15 protein-coding genes are annotated in these 16,382 nt (G+C 61.7%); 1 reads left to right on the top strand and 14 read right to left on the bottom strand.

What is annotated here, in order from left to right:
- Nucleotides 1–23 precede the first annotated feature (23 nt).
- The 10 genes from FHW75_RS01700 to FHW75_RS01655 form a co-directional block, all read right to left on the bottom strand.
- Entirely contained in the window at nt 24–824 is an 801-nt protein-coding gene (locus tag FHW75_RS01700) for an energy transducer TonB (RefSeq protein WP_025752181.1), read from the bottom strand.
- Nucleotides 825–1,123: 299 nt separating this feature from the next.
- The gene (locus FHW75_RS01695; protein ID WP_019098644.1) at nt 1,124–2,113 is read right to left on the bottom strand and encodes a sulfate/molybdate ABC transporter ATP-binding protein; all 990 of its coding nucleotides are present in this window, start codon (nt 2,111–2,113) and stop codon (nt 1,124–1,126) included.
- A gap of 3 nt (nt 2,114–2,116) precedes the next feature.
- Nucleotides 2,117–2,989 (bottom strand): sulfate ABC transporter permease subunit CysW, encoded by an 873-nt coding sequence (cysW, locus tag FHW75_RS01690; RefSeq protein ID WP_004575843.1) that lies wholly within the window; start codon nt 2,987–2,989, stop codon nt 2,117–2,119.
- A gap of 11 nt (nt 2,990–3,000) precedes the next feature.
- Complete coding sequence (cysT, locus tag FHW75_RS01685) at nt 3,001–3,819, bottom strand: sulfate ABC transporter permease subunit CysT (protein ID WP_012274724.1); 819 nt, start codon at nt 3,817–3,819, stop codon at nt 3,001–3,003.
- Between the two features lie 100 nt (nt 3,820–3,919).
- Nucleotides 3,920–4,927, bottom strand: a complete 1,008-nt coding sequence (locus FHW75_RS01680) for a sulfate ABC transporter substrate-binding protein (protein WP_019098645.1) — start codon at nt 4,925–4,927, stop codon at nt 3,920–3,922.
- A gap of 49 nt (nt 4,928–4,976) precedes the next feature.
- Nucleotides 4,977–5,159, bottom strand: coding sequence for a sulfur starvation response protein OscA (gene oscA, locus FHW75_RS01675; protein ID WP_016489716.1), 183 nt, complete (start codon nt 5,157–5,159; stop codon nt 4,977–4,979).
- 193 nt (nt 5,160–5,352) lie between these two features.
- A complete protein-coding gene (locus tag FHW75_RS01670; RefSeq protein ID WP_019098646.1) occupies nt 5,353–8,415 on the bottom strand; it encodes an efflux RND transporter permease subunit in 3,063 nt (1,020 codons plus the stop codon).
- Nucleotides 8,412–9,479 carry an efflux RND transporter periplasmic adaptor subunit gene (locus FHW75_RS01665; RefSeq protein WP_019098647.1) on the bottom strand — a complete coding sequence of 356 codons (1,068 nt, stop codon included), beginning with the start codon at nt 9,477–9,479 and terminating at the stop codon, nt 8,412–8,414. The genes FHW75_RS01670 and FHW75_RS01665 overlap by 4 nt, the downstream gene beginning before the upstream one ends.
- On the bottom strand, nt 9,476–10,564 hold the full coding sequence (locus FHW75_RS01660) for an efflux RND transporter periplasmic adaptor subunit (RefSeq protein WP_019098648.1): 1,089 nt from the start codon (nt 10,562–10,564) through the stop codon (nt 9,476–9,478). Before FHW75_RS01660 ends, FHW75_RS01665 begins: the two co-directional genes overlap by 4 nt.
- Nucleotides 10,565–10,778: 214 nt before the next feature.
- On the bottom strand, nt 10,779–11,057 hold the full coding sequence (locus tag FHW75_RS01655) for a DUF3077 domain-containing protein (RefSeq protein WP_050547871.1): 279 nt from the start codon (nt 11,055–11,057) through the stop codon (nt 10,779–10,781).
- A gap of 523 nt (nt 11,058–11,580) precedes the next feature.
- Between FHW75_RS01655 and FHW75_RS01650 the strand changes: the two genes are divergently transcribed.
- Nucleotides 11,581–12,036 carry an REP-associated tyrosine transposase gene (locus FHW75_RS01650; RefSeq protein ID WP_019098650.1) on the top strand — a complete coding sequence of 152 codons (456 nt, stop codon included), beginning with the start codon at nt 11,581–11,583 and terminating at the stop codon, nt 12,034–12,036.
- 106 nt (nt 12,037–12,142) lie between these two features.
- On the opposite strand, the gene FHW75_RS01645 is transcribed toward FHW75_RS01650, so the two are convergent.
- The 4 genes from FHW75_RS01645 to FHW75_RS01630 all read right to left on the bottom strand — a co-directional run bounded on the left by FHW75_RS01645 (nt 12,143) and on the right by FHW75_RS01630 (nt 16,257).
- The gene (locus tag FHW75_RS01645; RefSeq protein WP_019098651.1) at nt 12,143–13,036 is read right to left on the bottom strand and encodes an ABC transporter permease subunit; all 894 of its coding nucleotides are present in this window, start codon (nt 13,034–13,036) and stop codon (nt 12,143–12,145) included.
- Nucleotides 13,033–13,914 carry an ABC transporter permease subunit gene (locus tag FHW75_RS01640; protein WP_174244686.1) on the bottom strand — a complete coding sequence of 294 codons (882 nt, stop codon included), beginning with the start codon at nt 13,912–13,914 and terminating at the stop codon, nt 13,033–13,035. Before FHW75_RS01640 ends, FHW75_RS01645 begins: the two co-directional genes overlap by 4 nt.
- Before the next feature lie 35 nt (nt 13,915–13,949).
- Nucleotides 13,950–15,092, bottom strand: a complete 1,143-nt coding sequence (gene potA, locus FHW75_RS01635) for a polyamine ABC transporter ATP-binding protein (protein ID WP_016392438.1) — start codon at nt 15,090–15,092, stop codon at nt 13,950–13,952.
- A gap of 70 nt (nt 15,093–15,162) precedes the next feature.
- A complete protein-coding gene (locus tag FHW75_RS01630) occupies nt 15,163–16,257 on the bottom strand; it encodes a polyamine ABC transporter substrate-binding protein (RefSeq protein ID WP_019098654.1) in 1,095 nt (364 codons plus the stop codon).
- Nucleotides 16,258–16,382: the final 125 nt, after the last annotated feature.

The raw sequence follows: 16,382 nt of genomic DNA, 5'->3' as shown, positions 1-16,382 counted from the left end.
GTCTTCCTGTGTTCTGCGAAAAGTTAGCGAAGCTTGAAATCGATCGGCACGCTGACCCAGCCGGTCTGGGCCACGTCGCCCTGCTTGGCGGGCACGAAGCTCCAGCGTTTCACCGCGGCCAGCGCGGCGGCGTCGAGGGCATCACGGCCGCTGCTCTTCTGGACCTGGATCTGCCCGGGTTTACCGCTGGGCAGCACCTCTACCCGCAGCAGCACGGTGCCTTCCCAACCCCGCCGCTGGGCCATCTGCGGATACTCCGGCGCCGGGTTTTTCAGGTACGCGGCGTTGGCCGAAGCGGGCGTAACCGGGGCCGGCGCGGGTGGTGCGGGCGCAGGTGGTGCCGGGGCGGCCACTGGGGCTGGCGGTGGTGCTTCGACCGGTTTGGGCTGTGGTTTGGGTGCTTGCTTGACCACCGGCTTGGGCACGGGTTTTGGCTTGGGTTTGGGCTTGGCGGCCAGTTCGTCGATCACGGGTGGTGGTGGCGGCGGCTCGACGACAGGCGGTGCAGGCGCAGGCGGTGGCGGTTCGACCACAGGCGGCGCTGGCGCTGCGAACTCGATGGTCATGGGCGGCACTTGCGGTGGCACCACGGGTAGCTCTGGCGTGGGTGCCTGGCTTACCCAGTACGCCGCAGCGCCGTGCAGGGCCAGCACCAGCAGGCCCAACACCAGCTTGTCGCGGCGCTTGAGCCCGCTGACAGGCGTGCGTTGCAGGCGCAGCTGGCCCAGCGGGAGGCGAAGCGTGCGTCCAAGCTCGACCAGGTCGCCCGGGGCCGGGCGCCATGGCTGGTCGTAGGCCCTGACGGCCGACTGGACATTACCCATTGATCAAACTCCTGGGGTCTCGATTCAGGTATGGCTGAATCATCGGGGCCAGAGGCTTATCTCTTAAAGTAATGTTTAAAATTATGATTAGAACTTAATTGAATATTGCTTTTGAGAGGTAGTGTGAAAGCCACGGATTGTGCGGGCTGCAACTGGTCGGTGCAAAAACGATGCATTGCAGGCATGCAAAATATTCGTGCAAGGCATGAGATTGCCGCGAGGGCTGCTAAGCAGCCCCGGCAATCTGGCAGGCATAAAAAACCCGGGACCAAGCCCGGGTTTTCATCATCAAAGCTGGGTCAGATATCCGCCACCTTCTGCCAAACCTTCGGCCGGAAGAACAGGGTCTCCCCCCGCGCCAACCCGGTCAGGCTGTCATGGTCCTTGACCACCTCGGCCTCGATCAGCTCGCTCTGCCCTTCCACCTTCAAGGTCACCCGCGTTGTAGCCCCCAACGGCCGAATATCCCGCACCTCGGCCGCATGGTGCCCTTCGGTCTCATGCCGCGACAGCGACACTTCGTGCGGGCGGAACAGCACATGGTGCCCTTCGCTCAAGGCCAGGCGGTTGGAGTCGCCCAGGAAGTGGTAGACGAAGTCGTTGGCCGGCTGCTCGTACACCTCGCCCGGCGAGCCGATCTGCTCGATCACGCCCTTGTTCATCACCACGATACGGTCGGCCACTTCCATGGCTTCTTCCTGGTCGTGGGTCACGAATACCGAGGTCAGGTTGATATCTTCGTGCAGCCTAGCCAGCCAGCGGCGCAGCTCTTTGCGCACCTTGGCATCCAGTGCACCGAACGGCTCGTCCAGCAGCAGCACCTTGGGCTCCACCGCCAGCGCGCGGGCCAGGGCGATACGCTGACGCTGGCCACCGGACAGCTGTTCGGGGTAGCGGTCGGACAACCAGTCCAGCTGCACCATGTTCAGCAGCTCATGCACCTTCTCGGCGATCTTGCTTTCGCTCGGGCGCTCGCCCTTGGGCTTCATGCGCAGGCCGAAAGCGACGTTGTCGAACACACTCATGTGGCGGAACAGCGCGTAGTGCTGGAACACGAAACCGACGTTGCGGTCACGCACGTCATGGCCGGACACGTCTTCGCCGTGGAACACGATATTGCCCTGGTCCGGGGTTTCCAGGCCGGCGATGATGCGCAGCAGCGTGGTCTTGCCGCAGCCGGACGGGCCGAGCAAAGCCACCAGCTCGCCGCTGTTGATGTCCAGGTTGATGTTGTCCAGGGCCTGGAAGCTGTTGAAGCGCTTGCTGACGTTACGAACTTCGATCGACATGAATCATTCCTCCGCGGCGCTGTGGCGCAGGCGGTTAATACGGTTCTCGCTCCACTGCTTGAGCAGCAGGATGAAGAGCGCCAGGATCAGCAACAGGCTGGCCACGCTGAAGGCCGCGACGTGGTTGTACTCGTTGTAGAGGATCTCCACGTGTAGCGGCAAGGTGTTGGTCACGCCACGAATGTGGCCCGACACCACCGACACCGCGCCAAACTCGCCCATGGCCCGTGCGGTACACAGCACCACGCCATAGATCAGGCCCCATTTGATATTGGGCAAGGTCACGTGCCAGAACATCTGCCAGCCGTTGGCGCCGAGCAGTCGCGCGGCCTCCTCTTCTTGCGTGCCCTGCTCCTGCATCAGCGGGATCAGCTCACGGGCCACGAACGGCACGGTGACGAAAATGGTCGCCAGGACGATCCCCGGCAGCGCGAACACGATCTGGATGTCGTGGTCCTGCAGCCATGGCCCGAACAGGCCTTGCGCGCCGAACATCAGCACGTAGACCAGGCCGGCGATCACCGGCGACACCGAGAACGGCAGGTCGATCAGGGTGACCAGAATGCTCTTGCCACGGAAGGTGTACTTGCTGACGCACCAGGCGGCGCTGACACCGAACACCAGGTTCAGCGGCACCGAAATGACCACGGCGAGCAGGGTGAGCTTCAATGCCGACAGCGCGTCGGGCTCGAAAATCGCCTCGAAGAAGGTGCCAAAACCGTTCTTCAGCGCCTGTGATACCACGATCACCAGCGGCAGCAGCAGAAACAGCGCGAACACCAGCCAGCCAAGGCCGATCAGGATGCGCCGCGAAGTGGCGCTGCCACGGCGGGCGGCGTTGGCGGCCGCGCTTGCACTCAGGGATGAACTGGACATGCCGGCCTCCTTCAAGGGGTTTCGATGCGGCGCTGCAGCAGGTTGATCAGCAGCAGCAGGATGAAGGAAACCACCAGCATCAGCACGCCGATGGCGGTCGCGCCGGTGTAGTCGTACTGGTCGAGCTTGACCATGATCAGCAGCGGCAAAATCTCGGTCTTCATCGGCATGTTGCCGGCAATGAAGATCACCGAACCATACTCACCCACGCCGCGGGCGAAGGCCAGGGCAAAACCGGTGAGCCAGGCCGGTAGCAGGGCCGGCGCCAGAATATGACGGAACACCTGCAGCGGCTTGGCGCCCAGGCAGGCGGCGGCCTCCTCCACTTCACGCGGGATGTCTGCCAGTACCGGCTGCACCGTACGCACCACGAACGGCAGGGTGACGAAGGTCAGCGCCAGGGTGATGCCCAGCGGGGTGTAGGCGATCTTGAAACCAAGGTCGGTGGCGAACTGGCCGACCCAGCCCGCAGGCGCGTACAGGGCGGTCAGGGCGATACCGGCAACGGCGGTAGGCAGGGCGAACGGCAGGTCGATCATCGCGTCGATGATCTTGCGCCCAGGGAAGGTGTAGCGCACCAGCACCCACGCGAGCAGGGTGCCGATCACCCCGTTGATGATGGCGGCGAACAGGGCGGTACCGAAACTCAGCTTGAGCGCGGCGATTACCCGCGGCGCGCTGATGATGTTCCAGAACTGCTCCCAGGTCAGCTGCGAGGCATGAATGAACATGGCTGCCAGCGGTATCAGCACGATCAGGCTGAGGTACACCAAGGTGTAGCCCAGTGTCAGCCCGAAGCCGGGTATGACGGGAGAAATGCGGCGTGACATAAATATCCCTGGTTGAACGCACTAAGCCCGGAATCAATCCCGGGCTGGTGCAAGACTCTGAATCCCGGGGTTGCTGCGCAGCCCCGTTTTTCCTTGGCGATTACTGTGCCTGATAGATCTGGTCGAACACACCGCCATCATTGAAGAATTTCGGTTGTGCAGTTTTCCAGCCACCGAAGTCCTTGTCGATGGTTACCAGGTCCAGTTTCGGGAATTGCTTGCCGAATTCGGCAGCGACTTTCTCGTCACGCGGGCGGTAGAAGTTCTCTGCGGCAATCTTCTGCCCGGCCGGGCTGTACAGGTGCTTCAGGTATTCGGTGGCAATGTCGGTATTGCCCTTCTTCTCCGCGTTCTTGTCCACCACGGCCACTGGCGGCTCGGCCAGGATCGACAGCGACGGCACGACGATGTCGAACTTGTCGGCACCACCGTCTTCCTTCAGCGCCAGGAAGGCTTCGTTTTCCCAGGCCAGCAACACGTCGCCCTGGCCGTTGTTGACGAAGGTGATGGTCGAGCCACGGGCGCCGGTATCCAGCACTGGTACGTGCTTGAACAGTTCCTGCACGTAGGCCTTGGCCTTCTCTTCGCTACCGCCGGTCTTCAGGCCGTAGGCCCAGGCAGCCAGGAAGTTCCAGCGGGCGCCGCCGGAGGTTTTCGGGTTGGGGGTGATGACCGACACGTCTTTCTTGATCAGGTCGCCCCAGTCCTTGATGCCTTTCGGGTTGCCCTTGCGTACCAGGAACACGATGGTCGAGGTGTACGGGGTGCTGGCGTCCGGCAGGCGGGTCTGCCAGTTGTCCGGCAGGGTCTTGCCGAGCTTGGCGACTTCGTCGATGTCACCGGCCAGTGCCAGGGTCACCACGTCGGCACGCAGGCCATCGATGACCGCACGGGCCTGCTTGCCCGAGCCACCGTGGGACTGCTGGATCTTCACCTTGTCGCCCGGGTGGGCCTGCTGCCAGTGCTTGATGAACTCGGCGTTGTACTGCTGATACAGCTCGCGGGTCGGGTCGTAGGACACGTTCAGCAGTTCGTAGTCCTTGGCGATGGCGGAACCGGCAAAAACAGCACTGGCCAGAGCGGCAAGCGCATAACGGCGGATGGACATGGTGAAGCTCCCGATTGGCATTTTTCTAGTTTTGAATGTTGTGGTGCGATCAGCCGGACTTGTTGCCGGGCTGTTGCAGGCGGAACTTCTCCTTGCGCTCGATCTGTACGACCTGAGCGTTGTGCACTGTGATCTCCACCGCACCGAAACGCAGGTCGCGCAAGGCGCTCTGGATTTCACGCAGAATGGTGGCTTCGTCCTGACCGTCGATGCTACGCAGAGATGCACTCATGCTCGTTCTCCTTGGAGTGAGGTGCCGGGCAGAGGTTTGAAGGGGATTTGCGCCTGGCTTGAGGGCAATAGTAGTGAGGCGGAGTTATTCTTAAAAATACTGTTTAAGAATGTTTATATAACCAAATTCAATTCGCGATTTTACAGGCGCTCAAATGCCTCCGTGGGAGCGGGCGTGCCCGCTCCCACAGGGTTCAATGTTGGGTTTCAGTGCTGTTTTCAGGCTCGCGGATCTTGTACCAGGCCACATACAACGCCGGCAGGAACAGCAGCGTCAGCAGGGTGGCCACGATGATCCCGCCAATCATGGCGTAGGCCATCGGCCCCCAGAACACTTCGCGGGCAATCGGGATCATGCCCAGGCTAGCCGCCGCCGCCGTCAGCAATATCGGCCGACGCCGGTGGTTGGTGGCCTCCACCACCGCGTCCCACGGCGAGAAGCCCTGGGCCTCGAACTCGTCGATCTGGGTCACCAGAATCACCGAGTTGCGAATGATGATGCCCGCCAGCGCCAGGATGCCGAGAATCGCCACAAAGCCCATGGGCGTGCCCGTGGGCACCAACGCGATGATCACGCCAATCAGCCCCAGCGGCGCCACGCTCACCACCAGGAACAGCTTCTGCACGCTGTGCAGCTGGATCATCAGGAACGTCGCCATCAGGAACAGCATCAGCGGGATCACCTTGCGGATCGGCCCTTGCGCCTTGGCGCTCTCCTCCACCGTACCGCCGGTGGCCACTTCGAAGCCCACTGGCAGCTTGCTGGCGAATTCGTCGATCTTCGGCTTTAGCTGGGCCACCAGGTCGGTGGGCTGGATGTCGCCATTGACCGAGGCCTTGATGGTGATGGTCGGTTTGCGGTCCCGGCGCCACACCAGCGGCTGCTCCAGCTCATAACGCACCGTGGCGAACGACAGCAGAGGGATCGAGGTGCCGTTGGGGGTGAGTATCTGCAGGTTTTGCAGGGTATCAGGCGAGCCGCGCTCGCTGTCTTCGGCACGGGCCACCACGTTGACCAGGTAGATGTTGTCGTTGACCTGGGTGATCTGCACACCGCTGACGATGCTGTTCATCACATTGGCCACGTCTTCCGACGACAGCCCCAGCTGACGTGCCTTGTCCTGGGCGATTTCCACCCGCAGTACCTTACCCGGCTCGTTCCAGTCGTAGATCATCTCGCCGATGTGCTCGTTCTGGTCGAGCAAGGTGGCCAGTTCGATGGCGTGTTTGCGGACCTCGTCGATGTTGCCACCACTGATCCGATACTGGATCGGCCGCCCTACCGGCGGGCCCATTTCCAGCGACTGTACGTTGGTACCGATGCCGACGAACTCTTCATGCAGGATCTTCTGCAAGCGATCCATCATGGCCTGACGCTCTTCGAAGCCTTTGCTGACGATCACCAACTGCGCGTAGTAGGGGTTCTGCAATTGTTGATCGAGAGGCAGGTAGAAACGAATGGCACCTTGGCCGATGTAGGTGCTCCAGTGCACCAGGTCCGGGTCATCCTTGATCCGTGCCTCGAAGCGGTCGACCACCTTGCGCGTCTCCTCGATCGAGGCGTTTTGCGGCAGGTTGAGGTCGACCAGGATTTCCGGGCGGTCCGAGGACGGGAAGAACTGGTTCTGCACAAAACGCTCACAGAAAATGGCCAGCACGAACAACAGCACGGTGCCGATGATGGTCAACCAGCGGTTGCGCATGCACCACAGCAGGCCATGTTCGAACGCCCTGCCCAGGCGGCCAGGCTCGGCTTCATGGGCTTTGACCTTGCTGCTAAGGATGTGTACGCCCAGCACGGGCGCGAAGAACACCGCCACCACCCACGACACGATCAGCGCCACGGCAATCACGGCAAACAGGGTGTAGGTATATTCACCGGCCGAACTGGCGTTCAGGCCGATCGGCACGAAACCGGCCACAGTCACCAGGGTGCCGGTCAGCATGGGGAAGGCTGTGGAGGTGTAGGCAAAGGTTGCCGCCTGCTCCTTGCTTTCACCCATCTCCAGCCGCGTGACCATCACCTCCACGGTGATCATCGCATCGTCCACCAGCAGGCCAAGCGCAATGATCAAGGCGCCCAGCGAAATCCGCTGCATGGTGATGCCGCTGTACTCCATGAACACGAACACCATGGCCAGCACCAGCGGGATCGAGCAGGCCACCACCAGGCCTGCGCGCACGCCCAGGCTGATGAAGCTCACCCCCAGTACGATCACCACCGCCTCGAACAGCGCGCTGGTGAAGCCGCCGACAGCCTGCTTCACCACCACTGCCTGGTCCGACACGGTGTGTACTCCAACCCCTATCGGCAAGTCCTCGACCACTTTGTCCATGCGCTTTTTCAGCGCGGCACCGAACACCTGGATGTTGCCACCGGCTTTCATGCCGATGGCCAGCCCGAGCGCAGTCTGGCCGTTGTAGCGGAACATGGGTGACGGCGGGTCGACATACCCGCGTTCGATATCGGCAATATCCGCCAGGCGGAAGAAGCGGTCATTGATGCGCAGGTTGACCGTTTCCAGGTCTTTTTCCGAGGCGAACTGCCCAGTGGTGCGCACCGAAATGCGCTCGGGGCCGGCCTCGATCACCCCGGCCGGGGTCACGGCGTTCTGCGATTGCAAGGCCTGCATGACCTGGCGCTGGTCAATGCCCAGCGCGGCCAGCTTGCGGGTGGAGAAGTTCAGGTACAGCACTTCATCCTGGGTACCGACCAACTCGATCTTGCCGATGTTGGGCACATCGCGGACCTCAGCCCTGGCTTGCTCCACGTAGTCGCGCAACTGGCGCAGGGTAAGGCCATCGGAGGTAAAGGCATAGATCGAGCCGAATACATCACCGAATTCGTCGTTGAACGCAGGCCCCTGGATGCCCTGAGGGAACTGACCGCGAATGTCCTGGATCTTTTTGCGCACCTGGTACCAGATGTCCGGGATGTCCTTGGCCTTAGTGGTATCGCGCAGGTACACGTAGACCGTGGATTCACCGGGGCGGGTGTAGCTTTTGGTGTAGTCGAGGGAGTCGAGTTCCTCGAGCTTCTTCTCGATACGGTCGGTGACTTGGTACAGGGTTTCGTCCTGGGTCGCGCCGGGCCAGCGGGTCTGGATGACCATGGTCTTGATCGTGAACGACGGATCTTCCTCACGGCCCAGGTTGAAGTAGGAGAAGATCCCCATCAGCAGGCCGACGAACATCAGGTACCAGACGAACGATTGATGCTTGAGTGCCCAGTCGGACAGGTTGAAGCTTCCTTTCATTGCGCATCCTCGTCGAAGGTGACCTTCTGGCCGGGCTTGAGGCTGTTCACGCCCGCAGTCACCACCCGCTCGCCGGGCTGTACGCCCGAGCTCAGGACGACGCTGTCGGCGGTGCGGCCGATCAGGGCCACGTCACGAGTGGCCACGGTCTTCTGCTGCGTATCGATCACCCATACCTGGGTCTTGCCGTCGCGCTCGAGCAAGGCACTCAAGGGCAGTTCGCTGCGCGGCGACACCTCCGAACTCAGGGTCACGCTGATGGCGGTGCCCAGGTGGAAGGCCGCCGGGGTGCTCGCCAGGGTCAGGCGCGCACGGCGGGTGCGCGTGGTGGCGTCGGCCTGGGGTTCCAGTTCCCGCAGGCTGGCGGTGGTGTTGATGGTCGGGTCCAGCTGCGAAGCAACGGTGAAGGTCAGGCCTTTGCTCAACTGCTCGGCCAAGCCGATCGGCAGGTCGATCACGGCTTCCTTCACATCCGGCCTGGCCAGGGTTACCACGGCCTGGCCAGCGGTGACGGTTTGCCCGGCTTCGGCCTGCCAGGCAGTGATTACCGCGGCGTGGTCGGTGCGCAGGGTGCTGTAGTCGAGCTGGTCACGCGCCTGGCTGAGCGCAGAGCGCGCCTGCTCCAACGCCGCGCTGGTGGTTTTCAGGTTGGTCTGGGCGATGTCCAGCTGGGCCTGGGCGCCTACCCCGCGGTCGTACAGTTGCTGCTGGCGGCGGGCGTCGGCCTGAGCGTTGATCCATTGGGCCTGTACCTTGGCCAAGTCGCCTTCGGCAGCACGCAGCTGGTTTTGCTGGTCGGTCGGGTCGAGGGTTGCCAAGGTGTCGCCCGGTTTTACCTGGGCGCCCACATCCAGCCAGCGACGGGCGATACGCCCGGAAACCCGAAAGCCCAGGGTACTTTCAAAGCGTGCCTGAATACTGCCGGCAAAGCGGCCCAGCTGCGACTGCACCTGGGGTTCGACTTTCACCGACAGCACGGGCCTAATCGGCTCTGGCACCTCGTCCTCGCTGCTGCACCCCACCAGCAGCACGCCAGCCGACAGCATCAGCAGCAGGCGCTTCATAGCTCACCCCCTTCGGCCTTGGCATCGACCTTCTGCACCTGCATGCCGGGGTGCAGCAATTGGCCGCCATTGACCACCACGGTCTCGCCACCTTTCAGGCCACTGGCGACCACGATCTTGCCGGTGAGGTAACGGCTGACCTCGACCTTGCGCAGTTCAACCTTGTCGCCCTCGCCCACCACCCATACAGCGGGCTCATGCAGGGCTTTGGTCAGTGCCGACCACGGCAGCTCGACGCTGGGCCGCCCCTGGGCATTGGTGGTGGCGGTGACCGGTGCGCCCAACTGCATGCCCGGTGGCACGTCTTTGAGGCCTACCTTGACCTGCACTGTGCCGCTTTGCGCCGACACCGTGGGAGTGATTTCACGCACGAAGCCATGTGCCTGGACGTTGGGGTTATCCAGCAGTCTGACGATCACCCCGGCATCGCTGGGCGGTGCGACCAGCAGCGATTCGTACACGTTGAACACCGCATCGCGGTCGCCATCGGTGGCCAGGCTGAAGATGGGCATGGTGGCCTGCACCACCTGGCCCACTTCGGCCTGGCGCTCGGTGATGACCCCGGCGGCCTCGGAGACCAGTGCGGTGTAGCTGAGCTGTTCGTTGGCGTTGGCCAGTTGCGCCTGGGCGGCCTTGAGCGCGCTCTGGTTACTGCGCAGCGCGGCTTCGGCGGAGTCGTATTCACTCTGGCTGGTGTAGCCCTTGGGCAGCAGTTTTTGCTGGCGTACAAAGGCGGCGCTGGTCTGGGTGACCCGCGCCTGGGCGGCGAACACCTCGGCCTTCGCCGAGTCGACGTTGTTCTGCAGGTCTTTCGGGTCCAGCCGCGCCAGCACCTGGTTGGCCTTGACGTGGTCGCCCACATCGACGCTGCGCGAAATGATCTTGCCGCCCACACGGAACGACAGGTCAGTCTGCACCCGCGCTTGCACATCGCCCGTCAGGGTGACCCTGGCAGCGAAATCTGTGGGTTGAACCTGTTGCACACCGACCCGAGGCAGCGTCTCGGGGACCTCTTCCTTGCTACAGCCGGTGAGCATGTACAGCAGCCCCAGGCAAACGACCGACAGCGGACGCACCAACGCCATGCTGGCTCCTTGCTTGCGCACAAATGATTTGTGGGATGCGACTGTCAGCGTAGTTCAGGGTTCGATAAACATCACTGGCGGGGAACAACCGGGCATTTTCGACGCCTACGCGGGCCCTTTCGCGGGCTCGCCCGCTCCCACAGGCTAAGTGCCCACCTTGAGACCTGCGCTGTACCTGTGGGAGCGGGCATGCCCGCGAAGAGGCCGGTACAGGTCAGACCTGAACTGAAGTCCTGTTCAGCCCCAACTCAATGTCATCGATCAGTGCTTTGGCAAAGCCACTCAGGATTCTTGCTGCGCTACCTGCCAATCGGTCATTTTCCATCTCGGCTTCGGTCGTCAGGTGGTTGATGCATCCGAGCATGACTGACAGTTCGGAGAAGGCATGGTTGAACGGGATATTGGCCTGGACGCGGAAGAGGTCCATGCAGGTTTCTTGGCCGACGGTGGTGCTGTTACTTACTTGGTGAGCATCAAGATCGTGCGTTGTCATGGTTGGAATCCAATGTCGTTTATTGAACCGCCAACTCGTCTTTCTCACGGACAAGGGGTGGCAGCCATACGCGGGGTGAGAAACCGAGGACATTGAACCCGGCCAGGCCGAAGCCTGCCCACGTAGGCTGCCATGACTGGAAACCCGTACAACATCGTTCGGGTTCTCACACCCGATCACCACAGATGGCGACCCAACGACGTTATCCCTGGGGCATTTCCCCTACAACAGAGCAGCTTCCACACGGCTCGTAGGATAATTCCCAAGCTGCTCTGACTGAAGCATTGGGTTTGAATTGATGAAAAGTCGTACGGCTTGAGGGCCCTTTCGCGGGCTTGCCCGCTCCCACAGGGAAAGCGCCGGCCTTAAGGCCTGTGCCGTACTTGTGGGAGCGGGCGAGCCCGCGAAGAGGCCGGCACATCCACCCAAATACTTCTGCCATATCCAGAAATGATCAGCCACTCGGCAGTGGCAGTTGAACCGCTACCGTTCAAGGAGCGTTTCAATTTCAAGGAAGCTTGCGATGCCGTTAGCTGAATCCCACCGGCTCCGCCAAGGGCGCTTTTCCGAGCCAGGCAGGCTCTACATGCTGACTACTGTGACGCACCAACGACAGCCACTGTTTCATGATTTCCACCATGCTCGTCTGGTGGTCAAACACCTGCGAGTTTCACATGACATTCGGGACTGCCACTCTCTGGCCTGGGTAGTCATGCCTGACCACTTGCACTGGCTGATCGAACTGAGGGACGTGACATTGGGAACACTGATGCGCAAGTTCAAATCACGCACAGCCATTGCATTGCGCAAAGCAGGTTTGGGGCATACACGGATATGGCAACCGGGTTACCAGGACCATGCACTGCGGCGGGAAGAGAGCCTGGTGCATGTGGCCCGCTACATTGTGGCCAATCCTTTGAGGGCTGGTCTGGTCAAGAGTGTCAGGGACTATCCACACTGGGATGCGGTATGGCTTTGAATCGGTGCTGGGGCCTTCGCGGGCTTGCCCGCTCCCACAGGTACATCACAGCTTTCAAGCCAGTGGTGAACCCTGTGGGAGCGGGCAAGCCCGCGAAAGGGCCAGGTCAGGCCGAAGCAGCCACCTGCGCCGAGCGCTTGACCTGCGGCTGCGAAGCATTGGCCGCCGCACCTTCTTCGATCGCCTGCTGAATCGCCTTGCGACGACGCTCTTCGGCCTGGCGGCTGAAGTACCAGACAAAGAAGGTCACCAGCGACACCGACAGCAGGATCAAGCTAGCCACAGCGTTGATCTCTGGCTTCACGCCCAGGCGCACCGCCGAGAACACTTCCATCGGCAAGGTGGTCGAGCCCGGGCCTGACACGAAGCTGGCCAGTACCAGGTCATCCAGCGACAGCGCGAACGACATCATGCCGCCCGCCGCCAGCGACGGCGCGATCATCGGGATGGTGATCAGGAAGAACACCTTCCACGGCTTGGCACCCAGGTCCATTGCCGCTTCCTCGATCGACAGGTCCAGCTCACGCAGGCGTGCCGACACCACCACCGCCACATACGCCGCACAGAACGTAGTATGGGCGATCCAGATGGTGACGATGCCGCGCTCCTGCGGCCAGCCGATCATCTGCGCCATGGCCACGAACAGCAGCAACAGCGACAGGCCGGTGATCACCTCGGGCATTACCAAGGGCGCGGTGACCAGGCCACCGAACAGCGTGCGGCCCTTGAAGCGGGTGACCCGGGTCAGCACGAAGGCCGCCAGGGTACCCAGCGCCACCGCCGCCACCGCCGTGTAGCAGGCGATTTCCAGCGAGCGCATCACCGAACCCATCAGCTGGGTGTTGTCGAGCAAGCCGACGTACCACTTGATCGACCAGCCACCCCACACCGTCACCAGCTTGGAGGCGTTGAACGAATAGATCACCAGGATCAGCATCGGCAGGTAGATGAACAGCAAGCCCAGCACCAGCATCAGCTTGGAGAAACTGAAGCGTTTCATGCGCGGCCCTCCATTTCTTTGGCCTGGCTGCGGTTGAACAGCAGGATCGGCACGATCAGGATCGCCAGCATCACTACCGCCAGGGCAGAGGCCACCGGCCAGTCACGGTTGTTGAAGAACTCTTGCCACAGCACCTTACCGATCATCAGGGTTTCCGGGCCGCCGAGCAGTTCAGGGATCACGAACTCGCCCACCACCGGGATGAACACCAGCATGCAGCCGGCGATGATGCCGTTCTTCGACAGCGGTACGGTGATCTTCCAGAAGCTGTTGAAGGTGCTCGAACCCAGGTCCGAAGCGGCCTCCAGCAACGAAGGGTCATGCTTCACCAGGTTGGCGAACAGCGGCAGGATCATGAACGGCAGGTACGAATAGACCACGCCGATGTACACCGCCAGGTTGGTGTTGAGGATTTGCAGCGGCTGGTCGATCAACCCGGTCCACAGCAGGAAGCCGTTGAGCAGGCCGTTGTTGCTGAGGATGCCCATCCAGGCATAGACACGGATCAGGATCGCGGTCCAGGTCGGCATCATGATCAGCAGCAGCAATACCGTCTGCGTCTCCTTCTTGGCGTTGGCAATGGCGTAGGCCATCGGGTAGCCGATCAGCAGGCACAGCAGGGTGCTGAAGAAGGCCATCTTCAGCGAGCCCAGGTAGGCCGAGAGGTACAGCTCATCCTCGGTCAGCAGGCCGTAGTTGGCCAGGTTGAGCACCAACTGGATCTTGTCTTCGACGTAGCTATAGATCTCGGTATACGGCGGGATCGCCACGTCGGCTTCGGCAAAGCTGATCTTCAACACGATGAAGAACGGCAGCATGAAGAACAGGAACAGCCAGATGAACGGCACGCCGATCACCAGGTGCCGCCCCTCCGGAATGATGCGCTGGAGTGCTCGCTTGAGCTTGCGTGGTTTCATGACCGCAGCACCACGCCGCTGTCGTCTTCCCACCACACGTACACTTCATCGCCCCAGGTCGGGCGGGTGCCCTGGCGCTCGGCGTTGGCAACGAACGACTGGACGATCTTGCCGCTCGGCAGCTCCACGTAGAACACCGAATGACCACCCAGGTAGGCAATATCGTGCACCTTGCCGCGCGACCAGTTGTGCTCGCAGGTCGGTTGCTGGCTGGTGACCAGCATCTTCTCCGGGCGCAGGGCATAGGTGATGTGCTTGTCTTCCACCGACGTGGTGATGCCGTGGCCCACGTAGATCTTGCGCTCAAGCTCCGGGCTGGCAATGATCGCGTGGCCTTCGGCGTCGTCGACCACTTCGCCTTCGAACAGGTTGACGTTACCGATGAACTCGCACACCAGGCGGCTGGTCGGGGTCTCGTAGATGTCCACCGGCGAGCCGATCTGGGCGATCCAGCCCAGGTGCATGATGGCAATGCGCTGGGCCATGGTCATGGCCTCTTCCTGGTCGTGGGTCACCATTACGCAGGTCACACCCACGCGCTCGATGATCTCTACCAGTTCCAGCTGCATCTGCGAACGCAGTTTCTTGTCCAGCGCGCCCATCGGCTCGTCGAGCAGCAGCAGCTTGGGGCGCTTGGCCAGGGAGCGTGCCAGGGCCACACGTTGACGCTGGCCACCCGACAGCTGGTGCGGCTTGCGCTTGGCGTACTGGGTCATGTGTACCAGCTTGAGCATCTCGGCCACGCGGGCGTCGATCTCGGCCTTGGGCATCTTGTCCTGCTGCAGGCCGAAGGCGATGTTCTGCGCCACGGTCATGTGCGGGAACAGCGCATAGGACTGGAACATCATGTTGATCGGCCGCTCGTAGGGCGGCATGTCGGTGATGTCGACGCCATCGAGGAAAATCCGCCCTTCAGTCGGGCGCTCGAAGCCGGCCAGCATGCGCAGCAAGGTGGACTTGCCCGAGCCGGAGCCACCCAGCAGGGCGAAGATCTCGCCCTTGCGGATTTCCAGGGACACATCGTCCACGGCTACGGTTTCGTCGAATTTTTTCGTAACCCGGTCGATCTTGACCAGCACCTGCTTGGGTTGCTGGCCACCCTCGAGGGCTTTTTTATAGGCACCGGAGGCAACTGCCATGAGTGAAACTCCCAACAAGATTTTTGTGCCCGCGCGGCCTGGTCTGCAGGTGCGCTGCGGGTCTGGATAATTACTTGCCCGACTTGACCTTGGTCCAGCTACGGGTCATCAGCCGTTGCACCTTGGGTGGCAACTCTGAGTTCACGAACATCTTGTCCAGCACTTCCTGCGGTGGGTAAACCGCGGCGTCAGTCCTCACGGCCTGGTCCATCAGGTCGCCAGCCTTGGGGTTCGGGTTGGCGTAACCGACGTAATCACTGACCTGGGCGATAACCTCAGGCTTCAGCAAATAGTTGATGAAGGCATGCGCCTCTTTGACGTTCTTGGCATCTTTGGGGATCGCCAGCACGTCAAACCAGAGGTTGCCGCCTTCCTTGGGAATGGCGTAGGCCAGGTTCACGCCCTTCTTCGCTTCTTCAGCGCGGGCCTTGGCCTGGAACACATCACCCGAGAAGCCCGCCGCGACGCAGATGTCGCCGTTGGCCAGGTCGGTGATGTACTTGGACGAGTGGAAGTAGGTCACGTAGGGGCGTACGGCCAGCAACTTCTGCTCGGCTTTTACATAATCCTTGGGGTCGGTGCTGTTGGGGTTGAGCCCCATGTAGTTGAGCACCGCCGGGAGCATTTCATCCGCCGAGTCGAGGAAGGCCACACCGCACTTGGAGAGCTTCTTCATGTTCTCGGGCTCGAACAAGACGGCCCAGGAGTCGATGGTGTCCACGCCCAGCGCGGCCTTCACCTTGTCGACGTTGTAACCAATGCCGTTGGTGCCCCAGAGGTAGGGAACGGCGTACTGGTTGCCCGGGTCGTTCTTTTCCAGGCGTTTCATCAGCGCCGGGTCGAGGTTGGAATAATTGGGCAGCAGGTTCTTGTCGAGCTTCTGGAACGCGCCCGCCTTGATCTGCTTGCCGAGGAAATGGTTGGACGGCACCACCACGTCATAGCCGGTGTTACCGGCCAGCAGCTTGCCTTCCAAGGTTTCGTTGGAGTCGAACACGTCCTGCACGGGCTTGATGCCCGTGGCTTTCTCGAAGTCCGCGAGTGTGGTTGGGCCGATGTAGTCGGACCAGTTGTAGAAGTGCACCGTAGGCGCCGCTTGGACGCTGCATGCCAGCGTCAGGCCCGCACCAGCCATCAAGGCCTTGCGGAATACAGAAATAGACAAGTGGGTGCTCCTCACAATCAGTGCCTGGGTAGCGACAATGCTGCCGCACACGCAAAACCGGCGCGCAACTTACCTTCGCAGCTTCGATGCCGCAATCATCAATTGCCTTTCACTGGCTCTGGGCC

The organism is Pseudomonas sp. OG7 (assembly GCF_014192825.1).
GTDB classification, from domain to species: domain Bacteria; phylum Pseudomonadota; class Gammaproteobacteria; order Pseudomonadales; family Pseudomonadaceae; genus Aquipseudomonas; species Aquipseudomonas monteilii.
This window is presented reverse-complemented; position numbering and strand designations above follow the sequence as displayed.